A 16141-nucleotide genomic window follows, 5' to 3' on the forward strand; every position below is an offset into this window, starting at 1 on the left:
CCTACGGTTTTAACCGCAGGCGTCTGGCTCATTAAACACAACGGTTACAAAATTTATGTCTTTTGCTACAAATTAGTTGACATAAATATCATTTCGCCAACATTTCTTAAGTAAAATATTTCAGCAAAATAATGAAAAAAATGATATAATTACGTCTCCTTTTCAAGACTATCAATAACAATTTTTAAGTAAAAAAATAAGCCAATAAATAGTAATTATAACTACATCTTGAATTTTATAAAAAATAAAATTTGTGACAAATTTACAAAACTAATTATGAGCAAAATAGAGGCAGAAAAGAAGACTGAAAATTTGTGCTTGGAGACGACGAATGGTAGCGCTTGCAGAGAACGTCCAAAAACGGCTCACAATACAAACGGTCGAAATAGCTCCTAACACAACAGCAATTCGCTGTCTTGATTGGGACCGCGATCGCTTTGATATAGAATTCGGATTACAAAACGGTACAACATACAACTCATATCTCATCCGGGGTGACAGGACAGTTCTTGTTGACACCTCTCACACCAAGTTTCGGGACCAATATTTAGAAACGCTCAAAAGCCTGATCAACCCGAAGGCGATTGATTACATTATTGTTAGCCACACAGAGCCAGATCACAGCGGCTTAGTTGAAGACGTTCTCCAGTTAGCTCCCAGAGCTACCGTCTTAGCGTCAAAAGTCGCACTCCAGTTTCTGGAAAACTTAGTACATGATCCATTTTCTAAGCGGATTGTCAAAAGTGGCGATCGCATAGATTTAGGTCAAGGACACGAAATAGAATTCGTGAGTGCGCCTAACCTGCACTGGCCCGATACAATATTTAGCTACGACCACAAAACCCAAACTCTCTTCACCTGTGACGCCTTTGGGATGCACTATTGCAGTGATGATACCTTTGACGTCAACCTAGAGGCGATTGAACCAGATTTTCGATTCTACTACGATTGCTTGATGGGTCCCAATTCCCGTTCGTTGCTCAATGCGATGAAGAAAATGGGCGACCTTGGCAAAATTAGAATCATCGCCAACGGACACGGACCCTTATTATATCACCATCTTGATGTCCTTAGGGAGTGCTATCAAGGTTGGAGCCAAAAACAAGCCAAGGCAGAAACAATCGTTGCTTTGTTCTATGTCTCCGGCTATGGACACAGTGAACGCCTTGCCCAAGCAATTGCTCATGGAGTCCAGAAAACTGAGGTTGGCGTCGAAATGATCGATCTCACCTCCGCTGAGATCCAAGAAATCCAAGAACTCGCAGGTAGGGCAGCTGGCATCATTATTGGTATGCCCCCAAGCGCTAACGCCGCAGCTCATGCTGGCATCAGTTCACTACTCGCTGTTGCCAAGAGCAAGCAAGTTATCGGACTGTTTGAATGCTACGGTGGGGATGATGAACCGATTGATCCACTGCGGAGAAAATTTCTCGAACTTGGCATCAAAGAAGCCTTCCCAGCCATCCGGATTAAAGAAACTCCTACCAAAGCCACACACCAATTGTGTGAAGAAGCAGGTACGGACTTAGGACAATTGCTCGTCCGCGAACGCAACATCAAGCAAATCAAGTCCATCGATGCAAACTTAGAAAAAGCATTGGGTCGGATTAGCAACGGATTGTACATTATCACCAGCAAAAAGGCTGATGCCCAAGGTGCAATGCTCGCTTCCTGGGTTGCTCAAGCCAGCATACAACCTTTAGGATTTACAGTTGCTGTTGCCAAAGACCGTGCGATTGATTCCTCGATGCAACTGGGTGATAAGTTCGTCCTTAACGTTTTGGAAGAAGGAAATTATCAAGAATTAAAGAAACAGTTCCTCAAGCGTTTGCAACCCGGTGCTGATAGATTCGCCGGAGTGAAAACCCAAACAGCTAAAAACGGTTGCCCCATTCTCACAGATGCTCTCGCCTATATGGAATGCGAAGTTGTGAGCAGCATCGAATGCAGCGACCACTGGCTCGTATACTGCACAGTTCAAGACGGTCGAGTCTCCAAACCCGATGGAATCACAGCTGTTCGCCATCGCAAAGTAGGCAACTACTACTAATTTGTAATTTTTAATTCGTAATTCGTAATGAGTCATTCAATTACGAATTACGAATTATTCATCCTCCTATCTCAGAACCTCCCTCACTCAATAACCATGAACAATCCCAATCCGCGCGACGTACAAGTTCTAGCGATCGCTACAAACACCACAGTACTCAGGGCACGCAGTTGGACGCGTTTACGGTTTGAAATTGAATACGCGCTGGCAAAGGGTACCACCTCGAATTGCTATTTCATCGAAGGTGATAAAACTGCAATTATTGACCCACCCCCAGAAACTTTCACGCAAATTTTTATAGAGGCACTCCAGCAGTCTCTAGACTTGAAAAAGTTGGATTATGTGATATTAGGTCACTTTAATCCCAACCGAGTGGCAACCCTCAAAGCTTTGTTAGAAGTTGCCCCACAGCTGACCTTTGTCTGTTCCCTTCCTGGTGCTGCCAATTTACGTGCGACTTTCCCCAACCACAAATTGAACATCATGGTGATGCGGGGAAAAGAAACTCTGGATTTAGGTAAGGGTCATGTGTTGCGCTGTCTCCCCATCCCCAGTCCTCGTTGGCCCGCAGGTCTTTGTACCTACGACCAGCAAACCCAGATATTGTACAGCAATAAGCTATTCGGTGCCCATATCTGTGGTGACGATGTCTTTGATGAAGACTGGGGCGTTTTAAAGGAAGACCAGCGTTACTACTTCGATTGCTTGATGGCTCCTCATGCAACTCATGTACAAGCAGCTCTCGAGAAAATATCAGAACTGCAAGTGAGAATGTATGGTAACCTTCACGGTCCAGTAGTACGATACGGCTTGGTAGAACTGACCCAAGCTTATCAGCAATGGAGCCGTTCTCAAACCGAGCGCGAGATTACTGTTGCCCTACTTTACGCCTCAGCTTATGGAAATACAGCAACTCTGGCGCAGGCGATCGCCCTTGGTTTAACCAAAGGAGGAGTGGCTGTAGAATCTATCAACTGCGAATTTGCTCAACCTGAAGAAATCAAGGCAGCTGTAGAAAAAGCTGATGGGTTTATCATCGGTTCTCCCACCATTGGTGGTAATGCGCCGACTCCCATTCACACTGCTTTGGGTATTGTATTATCGATTAGTGACAATAGCAAACTCGCTGGAGTGTTTGGTTCCTACGGATGGAGTGGCGAAGCTTTTGACTTAATCGAAGGCAAACTCCGGGATGCGGGATATCGGTTTGGGTTTGACAGTATGAAAGTGAAGTTTAAACCCTCAGATGTCCTTCTCAAGCAGTGTGAAGAAACGGGTACAGACTTTGCTCAAACCCTAAGAAAAGCTAAAAAACTGCGTTTGGCTCAACCAGCAGCGACCCCTGTTGAACAAGCTGTCGGTCGGATTGTCGGATCAGTTTGCGTCGTGACGGCAAAGCTTGGAGAAGTCTCTACTGGAATGATGGGATCTTGGATTTCTCAAGCCACCTTTAACCCACCCGGTCTTACCGTTGCTATTGCCAAAGACCGGGCGATTGATACCCTGATGTATCCAGGCGGTAAGTTTGTTTTAAATATTCTGCCTGAAGGCAATCAACAAGAATACATGAAACACTTCCGCAAATCTTTTGCTCCTGGAGAAGAGAGATTTGCAGGTTTTCCTACAGATGTTGCGGATAACGGCTGCATCGTCCTCACTGACGCTTCAGCATATCTTGAGTGTTCTGTCAATAAGCGCATGGAATGTGGAGACCATTGGGTTGTGTATGCAACTGTTGACAACGGGAAATTACTCAAACCCGATGCCGTAACAGCCATTCACCATCGCAAAACGGGCAATCATTATTAAGCTTTAACGCTTGGTACAATTGCATACTCTCTTATGAGGATTGCCAAGAGTCAAGAGTTACTCTTGGCTCTTGTAGCGGTTCTCAGTTGTATGAAATGTTGTTGTGGGGTGAGCCGGACAGCCATAGGTGTCAACAATCACGTTTAAACCTTTATTCCACATTGGCTTTACCCCACCCCTTACCCCTCCCCTTGGCAAGGGGAGGGGAGGTTTTGGCGCAAGACAAAACCGGGGTGGGGTGAAGCGAAAATTGTGGGCAAGCACAAAGCTACGATGTCACGTAATTACAAAGCTTTCAGCTTAAATTGACACCAATGGCTTCTAGCGCGCCCAAATCTCAGACGGGCGAGACGCCCATCCCACAAAAAATCAGCAACAGCTTAATTTAGTAGATTTTATATATCTGGTCAGAAGTATAAGTAAAAAGCTGCTGTTGACATCATCCAAAAGTTGGAAAATCTTCCGTGTTTGCCACAAGGACAGTCGAATAAGTATTATGTAACCTTTAACTCAGGAATCAGTACTTATTGTATTTTATACATAAAGGCACTGAATTAACCGTTCTATCGTATTGTCCTCTTTGTATGACTCACGAAAACAGCAAAATTAAATTTCCTTTTTGGCAGTATCTCAATCAGCCCGTCTTCAGTGACAAAACAAAGCTGGTTTTAAGCCCGCGTCGCTTCGCGCATCTACATAGAATGGAACTTTTAGAACGGTGCTGGGCTAAGGTGTGTGATGCAAAAGGACCACAACAGAATTAGATAGCAGTGAATAGAAAAAGTCAAAAGTCAAAAGTAAAAATTTTTGACTTTTTATTTTTGACTTATTTTGACTAAGCCTCGTCAAGGGAACGGGGCTTTTTGCCATCGAGTAAGGCACTGACAGTCATATCCCCCATAACATTGATCACAGTGCGGCAGCGATCCAAAAACCAATCCACTGTTATTAACAAAGCAATATACTGTGTGGGCAAGCCAACGGAACTGAACACCAGTGTCATCGTCACCAACCCTGCTTCTGGGATACCTGCTGCACCCACCGATGCAAAAATCGACGTGAGGATGACAACGAACTGCTGCGGGATACTGAGATTTTGCCCAATCACCTGGGAGATAAACAGCGCAGACATCGCTTCATAAAGCGCAGTCCCATCATTGTTGAAATTTGAGCCAACTAACGCCCCCAAAGAAGCAGAAGATTCCCGTAAACCAATTTTTGTCTGCAAAACTTCAAAGGTGATGGGCATTGTCGCGACTGAGGAATCTGTTGAGAAAGCTGTTAAAAAGGCATCCGTACCGCCACGCAGAAAGTTTAATGGGTTAACCCAAGAACCAAATTTTACCCGAGTCAGGTAGTAGCAAGCTTGCAACGCCAACCCCACCAGTACCGCCACGACAAACGCGCCTAGAGATTTAAACGGCTCAAAGCCTTTTTCGGCAACAGTTTTACCAACAATTCCAAAAACTGCCAATGGTACTAAGGCAATAACCCAGTGGAGGATGCGGATGATACAGTCAAACAGAATGCCGATTATATCCTCTATCGCCTGGTATCCTCTCTTGCGTTGGGCAATTTGCTCTGATTTTATTGCCCGCAAGACGATCGCAAAGGAAAGAGCAATAACGATCAGCTGGATAACATTATTATCTACCAAAGGTTGAAGGATAGCTTGTGGTACAGCATCTCTCAACAGTCCCCAAGGATCGAAACTTTTAGGAGCTGTTTGGGCACCTCCTGGAGGAGCCAAACGTCCCCAAGTCCCAGGACGCAGGACGTTTGCCACGAAAAGTCCAATCACAATAGCGACTGTCGTGTTAGTAAACAGCAGCACCGCTAAACGCCGTCCTGCTGTACCAGGGATGCTGGTTGTCATGAAGGTATGCAATACTGCCATCAAAATCAGCGGCGTCGCCAGGGCGCGGAGAGCTTTTAGCACCAATTCAGCCGGAATTGCTAAAGTCTCTATGAAGCTTTTATTTGCTGGGCTGGGGTTTCCTGCACCCAATGCAATACCCAATGCGATCGCCAGAATCAGCGCGATGACAATTTGTAAAGTCAGCGGAATTCTTTGCCACCAAGGGCGAGGTTTAGTATTAGGCTTGTCGATGCTGTCTGTTTCGTTCATGCAAGACGCTCAGTTCGCAATGCGATTATTAAAGCATCACTTTGGATAATAAAGATTCCGGATAAGGCGATCGCACGCGGCGACAAACTGCGTTACCCTGGTAAACGCTTCTACTTTTGACTGCTAGTTGGAAACCCATATGTCCTTTGTCCCTTTGCACATTCACAGTGACTACAGTCTGCTTGATGGAGCAAGTCAGCTGCCAGATTTAGTCGATTGCGCCATCGAACTGGGAATCAAAGCAATAGCCCTCACAGATCATGGTGTCATGTATGGGGCGATCGAACTGATTAAAATATGTAGAAATAAAAATATCAAGCCAATTATTGGCAACGAGATGTATATCATCAACGGCGATATCACGAAACAAGAACGCCGTCCCCGTTATCATCAAGTTGTTTTAGCTAAAAATACAAAAGGATACAAAAATTTAGTTAAACTAACAACACTTTCCAACCTTCAAGGTGTGCAGGGTAAAGGAATTTTTTCCCGTCCTTGCATCAACAAAGACTTATTAAAAGAATACCATGAAGGCTTAATTGTAACGAGTGCTTGTTTAGGTGGGGAAATTCCCCAAGCAATTCTCAGCGGCAAACTAGAGGCAGCACGTAAAGTTGCTAAGTGGTATAAAGAAACTTTTGGTGAAGATTATTATTTAGAAATTCAAGACCACGGCTCCCAAGAAGACCGAATTGTGAATGTAGAAATTGTCAAAATTGCGCGGGAGCTAGATATTAAAATTGTCGCCACTAACGATTCGCATTTTATTTCTTGTTACGACGTTGAAGCACACGATGCTTTGCTGTGCATTCAAACTGGGAAATTGATTTCTGAAGATAAGCGAATGCGTTACAGCGGTACAGAATATCTCAAATCCGCTGAAGAAATGAAGCTGCTATTTCGTGACCATTTGCCAGAGGATGTCATTGAAGAAGCAGTGACAACCACAGTCGAAGTTGCAGAGAAAGTTGAGCCTTACCAAATTCTGGATACGCCTCGCCTTCCCAATTATCCCATCCCATCAGGTCACACTGCCGACACTTATGTGGAAGAAGTTGCTTGGCAAGGACTCTTACAAAGATTAAATCGCAAATCGAGAAATGAAGTTGACACAGTCTATAAAGAAAGACTGGAATATGAACTCACAATGATTCAGAGGATGGGGTTTTCCACATACTTTTTAGTCGTGTGGGACTACATCAAATTTGCCAGAGATAATAATATTCCGGTTGGACCAGGTCGCGGTTCCGCTGCGGGGTCATTAGTTGCTTATACAATGGGAATTACTAACATTGACCCCGTGCATCATGGACTACTGTTTGAAAGATTTCTCAACCCAGATCGGAAATCCATGCCTGATATTGATACGGATTTCTGTATCGAACAACGAGATAAAGTCATTGATTATGTGACAGAAAAATACGGTAAAGAAAGAGTTGCTCAAATCATTACTTTTAACCGCCTGACTTCCAAAGCAGTTTTAAAAGATGTTGCCAGAGTGTTAAATATTCCCTATGGGGACTCAGACAAAATGGCAAAGCTTATTCCGGTTTCCCGAGGAAAACCCACCAAACTCAAGGTGATGATTTCCGACGCAACACCAGCACCAGAGTTTAAAGAAAAATATGACAATGACCCAATGGTACGCCATTGGGTTGACATGGCAATCCGTATTGAAGGAACGAACAAAACCTTTGGTGTGCATGCAGCGGGTGTGGTGATTTCTGCTGATCCATTAGATGAAATTGTACCGTTACAAAAAAATAACGATGGTTCTGTGATTACCCAGTATTTCATGGAAGACTTGGAATTACTGGGTTTGCTGAAAATGGATTTTCTGGGTTTGAAAAACCTGACGATGATTCAGAGAACCATTGATTTGATTGAAGAGAAACACGGGTTTAAAATAGACCCTTATGAGATAACCAGTCAAGAAAGAAAAGCTCAAAGGATATTAGCGAAAGGCGAATTTAACACTTTGCCAAAAGACGTTAAAAAGACTTACGAACTTTTAGAAGCAGGAGAATTAGAAGGCATATTTCAATTAGAATCTTCGGGAATGCGGCAAATAGTCCGCGACTTGAAGCCTTCCAACATAGAAGATATTTCCTCTATTTTGGCACTGTATCGACCAGGACCACTAGATGCGGGACTTATTCCCAAATTTATTAACCGTAAGCACGGGCGAGAGAATATTGACTATGAAACACAAATTCTAGAACCTATCTTGAATGAAACCTACGGGATCATGGTTTACCAAGAACAAATCATGAAAATTGCTCAAGATATGGCTGGATATTCTCTAGGACAAGCAGATTTGCTGCGCCGTGCCATGGGGAAAAAGAAAGTTGACGAGATGATGAAGCAGCGAGAAAAATTTGTAGATGGCGCTGCGAAAAATGGAGTGAAAAAACAAATTGCTGAAGAATTATTCGAGCAAATGGTGAAGTTTGCCGAATATTGCTTAAGCTATGACACGGAAGTGTTGACGGTGGAATATGGCTTTTTGCCGATTGGGGAAATTGTGGAAAAGAGTATTGAATGCTCTGTGTATACTGTTGATAGTAATGGGAATGTTTACACACAACCTGTTGTCCAGTGGCATAATCGCGGACAGCAAGAGGTGTTTGAATATTGTTTAGAAGATGGTTCGACTATTCGGGCAACAAAAGACCATAAATTTATGACGACTGATGGGCAAATGTTGCCGATTGATGAGATATTTGAACGGGGTTTGGATTTGATGCAGGTTCACGGTTTGCCAGAATAAGGATTCGCGTTCTTTGTAGAGACGCGCCATGGCGCGTCTCTACATAATCTCGTTTCCAGGTTCTACCTGGAAATGCGGTTCAGGCGGCTCTGCCGCAAGTAAGGCAGGCAGAGCCTGCCAATGGTGTTCCCAGTCAGAGGCTGGGAACAAGGCACACATCCTACTTAATATTTACTGATACTCGTGAACGAGTCTTTACCACTCATCGCCGAGTCTTCACCACTCGTGAACGAGTCTTTGATACTCGTCGGCGAGTCTTCACCACTCGTGAACGAGTGTTTTATACTTGTCGCCGAGTCTTTGATACTCATCGCTGAGTCTTTGATACTCATTGCTGAGTCTTTACCACTCATCGCCGAGTCTTCACCACTCACCGCCGAGTCTTTACCACTCGTCCACGAGTATAAAAGACTCATCATCGAGGTTCCGATACTCGTCCATGAGTCTCGTCTTGGCGATTAGAAATCGCTACTACACAAACGAAGTCCGCCTACGCGGACTAATGGAATTGAAACCCACGGAGGTGGGTTTTGTTTGTATAGGCGCGGTTTCTAACCGCCAGCTAAGATTTTATTCAGCTTCAATCCAACCTTTAATCGTTTCAATAGGAATGCTGACAGCGGGGTGATTAAATATTGCCTTTAACGCTTCTATTCCGCCTGCTTTTAAAGCAGCACGTAACCGCGCTTTGAATGTTGGATTGCGCTTAATTTCCTGCTCAATTGCTTGATTGGCAACGGCTTGCTTTTCTCTTTGAGTGGTGGTTGGGTAAGTCTGAGACAGTTGATCTAGTAATTGCTGAATCTCTTTCGCTGCTTCCGCCAGATTTTGTTTTTGTTCTGGCGCGTAGTTGTGTTGAATGCCAACTTGATCACGCTGGATGGTAACATCTCCTGTGTTGACGTTGCCAGGAGCTTGATTGAAATGAAAACTATTTTGGTACTTAGAAGTTTCTGACATAGTTTTAATCCTTATTATTTAGTTGGTTGTGCTGAGTTCCAATTTGATTACCCTGGATATTGACATCTCCTGTGTTGACATTGCCTACAGGTTGATGAAAGATGTAAGTTGACGATTTAGAAGTTTCTGATTCGGTTTTAGTTTCCTTCTTAACTGGGGGAGAATGAAAAATTTCATGGTTATAAAACTTATAACGCTCTTGAATCTTTGAAATAACATTTTCTGCATAGTCTACCCCAGTTAATCGCAACTCCCATATCCGAGAAAGTATTTCAGAGCTACCGATTTTTCCTAATGCCGATGCGGCACTGCTACGCACAGAAGAATCTTCATCCTTCAAAGCTAAAATCAAAGCTTGTACTGCCTGGAAATCTTTGATTTCTCCTAATGCATATGCGGCTCTCCTACGCACAGAAGAATCTGCATCCTTCAAAGCTAGAATCAATGCTTGTACTGCCTGGGAATCTTTGATTTCTCCTAATGCATCTGCGGCTCTCCAGCGCACATAATAATCTTGATGATTCAAAGCTTGAATCAATGCTTGTACTGCCTGGGTATCTTTGATTTTTCCTAATGCATCTGCGGCTCTCCAGCGCACATAATAATCTTGATGATTCAAAGCTTGAATCAATGCTTGTACTGCCTGGGTATCTTTGATTTTTCCTAATGCATCTGCGGCTCTCCAGCGCACATAAGAATCTTCATCATTCAAAGCATGAATCAATGCTTGTACTGCCTGGGTATCTTTGATTTTTTCTAATGCTGATGCGGCACTCCTACGCACAAAAGAATCTTCATCATTCAAAGCATGAATCAATGCTTGTACTGCCTGGGTATCTTTGATTTTTTCTAATGCTGATGCGGCACTCCTACGCACATCAGAATCTTGATGATTCAAAGCTTGAATCAAAGCTTGTACTGCCTGGGTATCTTTGATTTTTCCTAATGCTGATGCGGCTCTCCTACGCACAGAAGAATCTTCATCATTCAAAGCTTGAATCAAAGCTGGTACTGCCTGGGTATCTTTGATTTTTCCTAATGCATATGCGGCACTGCTACGCACAGAAGAATCTTCATTATTCAAAGCTTGAATCAAAGCTTGTACTGCCTGGGTATCTTTGATTTCTCCTAATGCTGATGCGGCACTGCTACGCACATCAGAATCTTGATGATTCAAAGCTTGAATCAAAGCTTGTACTGCCTGGGTATCTTTGATTTCTCCTAATGCTGATGCGGCTCTCCTACGCACAGAAGAATCTTCATCATTCAAAGCTTGAATCAAAGCTGGTACTGCCTGGGTATCTTTGATTTTTCCTAATGCATATGCGGCACTGCTACGCACAGAAGAATCTTCATTATTCAAAGCTTGAATCAAAGCTGGTACTGCCTGGGTATCTTTGATTTCTTCTAATGCTTTTGCGGCACTGCTACGCACATCAGAATCTTCATGTTGTAATAAGTTGCTTAAAAAAGTGGCCCCGTACTCAGTTCCCATGCTACCCAAAAACTTAATCTTGAGTAATTCAGGAATATCTAGCCCTAAAATGAAACCAACTGTTTTTCCCTGAAACTCTTGCTTCAGTTCCCCCGCCAACCTTGCCCCTAACGCCAAATCTACCTCTAGCGCTAATTTCACTACCCGCACCGCCTGCGCCTCTTTCTCCACCAACGCCAACATCAGCGCTAAAGGTTCTGTCCACTTCAAATAATTAAGATAATCACGTTTCAACTTCTTATCACTAATATTGGGAAGCTGCTGGAGTAAACATTCTGCGGCGTAATATTCCTGAAGCAGCTGGTGACGAAACTCTATTTGCTCATTGCTGACAACTTGGATTAAATGATGCTTGAGCAAATCCTCTAGCCATTCTTTCGCCCGAGTGGGAGGATAATCAACTTTACCTACAAGAAACTTCTCAAAAATTCCTTCCGCTTCTCGCTTGTCAATCGTGACTCGCAACTCTGTAGGCGTGTCTCCCTGCATCATCTCAAACGCCAAATGCTGCAATAACTCCTGCCACCAACGGCGCGACTCCTGGGAAACCGGGACATCATCTTTAATTTTGCCGTCATAACTCTGGGCAAAGCAGCGAAACACTAAACCCAAATTCGGTGGTACATTGCCCGTTTGTTTAAATAACGTACATAGCATCCACAGCAGCAGCGGCGTTTGCCCAAACTCCCGCAACCTTCCACCCAGCCGCCGCAGCATTTCCTCACCTTGTTCTGGCAAATAAGCGCGGACAAACTGCTGCATCTGCCCTTCCGTCAACGGCTGCATTTCCAGCTTTTTCTCAATCCCCAAATCGCCACCTACGCCCAAATCTCGCGTAGTGAAAATCATCGGCGTGTGCGGGTAATTCTGCCGAAAGGTTTTTAAGTCTCGCCGTGCTTCTTCATTGGGCAACTCGTTCACCCCATCCACCAGCAGCAAAAATTGCCCGTCATCCAGCAGCGTTTCAATGTCCGCACTCTCTAGGCGTAACTTATGCCGCCTCAAGAATTGTCGAATCAAATCCAGCACGGAAGTTTTGTATTGCCGCAACTCCACCAGTACGGGTATGCAGCCCACCCCGCCGTTGACTGTTCCCCTCCCTGCTTGCGGGGAGGGGTTAGGGGTGGGGTTTTGCGGAGATATTGCCTTCTGTGCCTCTTCCAGCAACAACCGCGCTAACGCTGTGGATTTCCCCGAACCTGGTCTTCCCACCAGTAGCACATGATTATCAGCATATTTACGTATTCCTTCCTGCACTGGCAAGCGTTCTGTTTCCTGTTCTATTTTCTCTGGCGTCTCGCCTCTCTCCTGCTGCTTCGCCTGCACAGTTTCCACCATCAAGCCAAAATCAAACACCGACGGCATTTCTTGCCGCTGTGCTGTTTTACTTCCTTCCACATCTGTGATCGTGTACAGTTCCCACCAATCGTGGTAGGCAGTACACACAGATTGCAGGTAATTTGGAAAATCTGCGCTCATGCAGGAAGTTGACCGATTAACGGCTGATGGAGTTGCCAATGCCACTCACTCATTAATATAACTTTGTAATGCTAACGAACGACGACGGCATTCAAGCTTGAGGCATTTGGGAGCTTGTTACATATTTAAACAACTTCTGCTCTGATTTTTCCGGAGTAGATAGCAGCTAGAGCAATCCTATTTGATTTGTGAAAATCAAAAGGCTTAGTACAAGATTGCACAAGGCAAGTAGCGTGATAGTTCGTAGTTGCGCTTTAGCGCTAAAGCTACAACCCCCTTATTGCGATATGAATTTATGAAATGTAGTACTTAGGGAGTACCAAAAAATAAATTATCCCTTCTGTAGGGTGTGTTGTCGCGTAGCGCAACGCACCATCCCAGATTTTCGGTGCGTTAGGACGTTCCGTCCATAACGCACCCTACTAAGGCTTACTTCGTTGTCATACAGTCGAAACCCCACCCCGGCTTTGGCTAACGCCAAAACCTCCCCTCCCCTTGCCAAGGGGAGGGGTAAGGGGTGGGGTAAGGGGTGGGGTAAGGGGTGGGGTAAGGGGTGGGGTGAAAGTTGCCTGTGCCAAAGATACAAAATCCAGCACCTGATTAGATATGCTTATGACAAAAATTGCAACTTCTCTATGATCTTGTCTTGAATCGATTGCACGATTGTTTCCCCCTAAGGCAAGATGGCATTATTTCTAGCTTATCGCTGATCCACGCCTGCATTTGATGTATGCCACCTGAGAACGATTAAGTAAAAATGCTCTTATCTTTGAGATACTGCCGTAGCGCAAAACGCTGCACCCTCTACGCTACGGCACTTTCAGCAGATTTCCACAGTTAATCATCAACCTCTGTACAGTGCTGATTTCGTGAGATCAGAATTCAGAGAATCTATATATATATCACTTTTCCCTGACACAATGAAGTAATCTTTACAACAGTATTACTACAGTTTATAGAAAACCTAAAACTGATGCGTAATTTTGACTAATCAATACTACCCAACTCACTCAATAGTAAGAGATGGTAGAAATTGTCTCCATAATCCCTTTCTGTATGCGTGCATTTTCCTACTGGCTAAGTAAAAATATTGAGTGGCTACGTAGTTTAGCTGCACTGTGCATATTCTGTTTAGTGTTGGGTTGCTCACCCCCCGCAGATGCGGCGAATCGCATCAGTCCGGAATTAGAAGAGCAAATCTTACAAGTTATCCGGGAACATCCGGAAGTCCTCATCGAATCAGTACAAGCGTACCAGCAGAAGCAACAAGCACAAATACAGCAAGCACAGCAAGCATTTGTGCGTCAAATGAAAACCAATCCCCAAGAGGTGATTGGTGAGTCTCCCACGACTGGCTCACCGCAGTCCAAGATTTTATTAGTAGAATTCTCAGATTTTCAATGTCCCTATTGTGCCCAGGCGCATAAAACCCTAAAACAGTTTATGGCAAAGCATAAGGATGAGGTCACTTTGGTCTACAAACATTTCCCTCTCACATCGATTCATCCTCAAGCGATGCCAGCCGCAACAGCTGCTTGGGCAGCACAGCAACAGGGTAAATTTTGGGAATATCAGGACGCACTCTTTACCCATCAAAAAGAACTGGGTGAGCCCTTATATTTGGATATCGCCGAAAATCTCAATTTGGATCTCGAAAAGTTTAAACGCGATCGCCAAAGCCGCGCCGATAAGGGCGATCGCCAAAACAGCACCGATAAGGGCGAACGCTCTTACGCCGACACTGCAATTGAGAAAGATATACAGCTTGCCGAGAGATTGGGACTTTCTGGGACTCCCTTTTTTGTGCTGAATGGTCAAACTCTATCCGGTGCATTGCAGCTCTCGGATATGGAGAATGTATTGACTCGTATTAGATAAATTTTCACTAGTTAATAAGTGCTGTTTTGAACATAAAAAGACATACGTACACAATGCCTGTATGGCAAGTCATCCCCCCTAAGGTCTATTTCCGTAGGCTGACTGTTTCCTGTATGTTGTTCAAAAGGTTACAAAGAATAGAAATTTGCAAATTCTATTTAAGTTCTCTATTAAACCGAGAACTACTGATTATGAACATCAGTAAAACGCTGTGCATCCAAGGCAACTCCATTAACTCAATAGAACAGAAATCGTGAGGTTATTAATGCGTCGCAATGGATTTTGTGTGTTGTTCCCTATCGCTATGATCGCAACTTGCAGTTCTCAGCTATTTCTATCTAGCCCATCTGTGGCAAACAATACGTTGGAACGCCCCCCTAGTGAAGCTCAACAAGCCAATCCTACTACGACAGTAGCAGCGTCAACTTACCTGTCTTCATTGGAACAACAGGTAATTATGGAAATGAATAAGGTTCGGACAAATCCCAAGGGATACATCGCTGTGTTGGAAAACTATAAACAGCAGTTCCAAGGTAAGCGAGTCAAAGTCTCCAATCAATTCATTATGCAAACATATGAAGGTGTGAAAGCCGTTGATGAGGCGATCGCATTTCTTCAGTCAGCTCGTCCTCTTAGTCCTTTAACTCCATCTGTGGGAATGTCTCTAGGTGCTAGAGATCATGTCAAAGATAATGGATCAAGAGGTTCCACAGGTCACCAAGGCAGCGATGGCAGCAACCCATCTACTCGTATCGACCGCTATGGAAGTTGGCAATCTAGTGCTGGGGAAAATATCAGCTATGGTCCTAGTACGGCACAGGAAATCGTCATGCAATTACTTATCGATGATGGAGTGCCGAATCGCGGGCATAGAAAAAACATCTTCAACCCCAATTTTAAAGTGGCTGGAGTTGCTTATGGAAGTCACGCTAGATACAAAACGATATGCGTGATTAATTACGCAGCAGGGTATGAAGAAAAATCAATTGCAGCAGTTAGTAGGCGTAATTAAACATCACTCTTTGGGGTCGGGAATAGAGAATGCGAAATGTTTCTTTCCTATTCTCTCTTCCCAGCCCGAACGAGTTACCTTGAGGTGCATCGCGGTAAAAAATTGAAATTTGTTGGCAATCTCCCGTTAAATGCTTATGCATGATAACGGGAGTTTTCTATTGAGAATCACTCAGAAAAAGACTTTTGCAAGAAATATGAATCACAACTCTACCTATGATGACGTATTGGCTGCTTAATTGGTTCCACATACTTCACAGCTAAGTGCAAAGAGTTGCGTTCAAAGATATCATATCAAGTCCGCTCAATTACCCGTAATAAATTGACCCCAACCGCCTATCGGCACCCTCCCCGATTCATGGGGAGGGGTAATGCGAGAATTATGGTTGATTATCCGGACATGATATCAATTATTAATTGTTGAATAAACAAGGAAGACAAGGCTTAGATTCCCGACTTCTTCAACAAGTCGGGAATCTTATTGTTCACGTAGCGGCAGATCGTAGGGGGTAAACTAAATCTACTTAAAGCTACGCAATAGGTAGAAATGTCTTTAATTGT

9 protein-coding genes are annotated in these 16141 nt (G+C 44.0%); 6 read left to right on the forward strand and 3 right to left on the reverse strand.

What is annotated here, in order from left to right:
• The first annotated feature begins 331 nt into the window (after positions 1–331).
• A complete protein-coding gene (locus AACT52_RS39855; RefSeq protein ID WP_073635628.1) occupies positions 332–2050 on the forward strand; it encodes a diflavin flavoprotein in 1719 nt (572 codons plus the stop codon).
• A 96-nt stretch (positions 2051–2146) separates the two neighbouring features.
• Entirely contained in the window at positions 2147–3859 is a 1713-nt protein-coding gene (locus tag AACT52_RS39860; protein ID WP_073635629.1) for a diflavin flavoprotein, read from the forward strand.
• A gap of 835 nt (positions 3860–4694) precedes the next feature.
• Here AACT52_RS39860 and AACT52_RS39865 read toward each other — a convergent pair.
• Positions 4695–5987, reverse strand: coding sequence for a dicarboxylate/amino acid:cation symporter (locus tag AACT52_RS39865; protein ID WP_073635631.1), 1293 nt, complete (start codon positions 5985–5987; stop codon positions 4695–4697).
• A gap of 139 nt (positions 5988–6126) precedes the next feature.
• On the opposite strand from AACT52_RS39865, the gene AACT52_RS39870 reads away from it, so the two are divergent.
• On the forward strand, positions 6127–8757 hold the full coding sequence (locus AACT52_RS39870; RefSeq protein ID WP_073635632.1) for a DNA polymerase III subunit alpha: 2631 nt from the start codon (positions 6127–6129) through the stop codon (positions 8755–8757).
• A gap of 183 nt (positions 8758–8940) precedes the next feature.
• A complete protein-coding gene (locus AACT52_RS39875) occupies positions 8941–9219 on the forward strand; it encodes a hypothetical protein (protein WP_073635633.1) in 279 nt (92 codons plus the stop codon).
• A 108-nt stretch (positions 9220–9327) separates the two neighbouring features.
• Here the strand turns inward: AACT52_RS39875 and AACT52_RS39880 are convergent, their stop codons facing one another.
• Together AACT52_RS39880 and AACT52_RS39885 are read right to left on the reverse strand one after the other, a co-directional pair.
• Entirely contained in the window at positions 9328–9717 is a 390-nt protein-coding gene (locus AACT52_RS39880) for a hypothetical protein (RefSeq protein ID WP_073635634.1), read from the reverse strand.
• A gap of 4 nt (positions 9718–9721) precedes the next feature.
• A complete protein-coding gene (locus AACT52_RS39885; protein ID WP_233154179.1) occupies positions 9722–12730 on the reverse strand; it encodes a HEAT repeat domain-containing protein in 3009 nt (1002 codons plus the stop codon).
• Between the two features lie 1017 nt (positions 12731–13747).
• Here AACT52_RS39885 and AACT52_RS39890 point away from each other — a divergent pair.
• Positions 13748–14569, forward strand: a complete 822-nt coding sequence (locus AACT52_RS39890; protein WP_073635636.1) for a DsbA family protein — start codon at positions 13748–13750, stop codon at positions 14567–14569.
• A gap of 265 nt (positions 14570–14834) precedes the next feature.
• Complete coding sequence (locus tag AACT52_RS39895; RefSeq protein WP_073635637.1) at positions 14835–15581, forward strand: CAP domain-containing protein; 747 nt, start codon at positions 14835–14837, stop codon at positions 15579–15581.
• The last annotated feature ends 560 nt before the right edge of the window (positions 15582–16141 follow it).

Origin of the sequence: Scytonema sp. HK-05, assembly GCF_963872035.1 — a bacterium.
GTDB lineage: Bacteria > Cyanobacteriota > Cyanobacteriia > Cyanobacteriales > Nostocaceae > Kalymmatonema.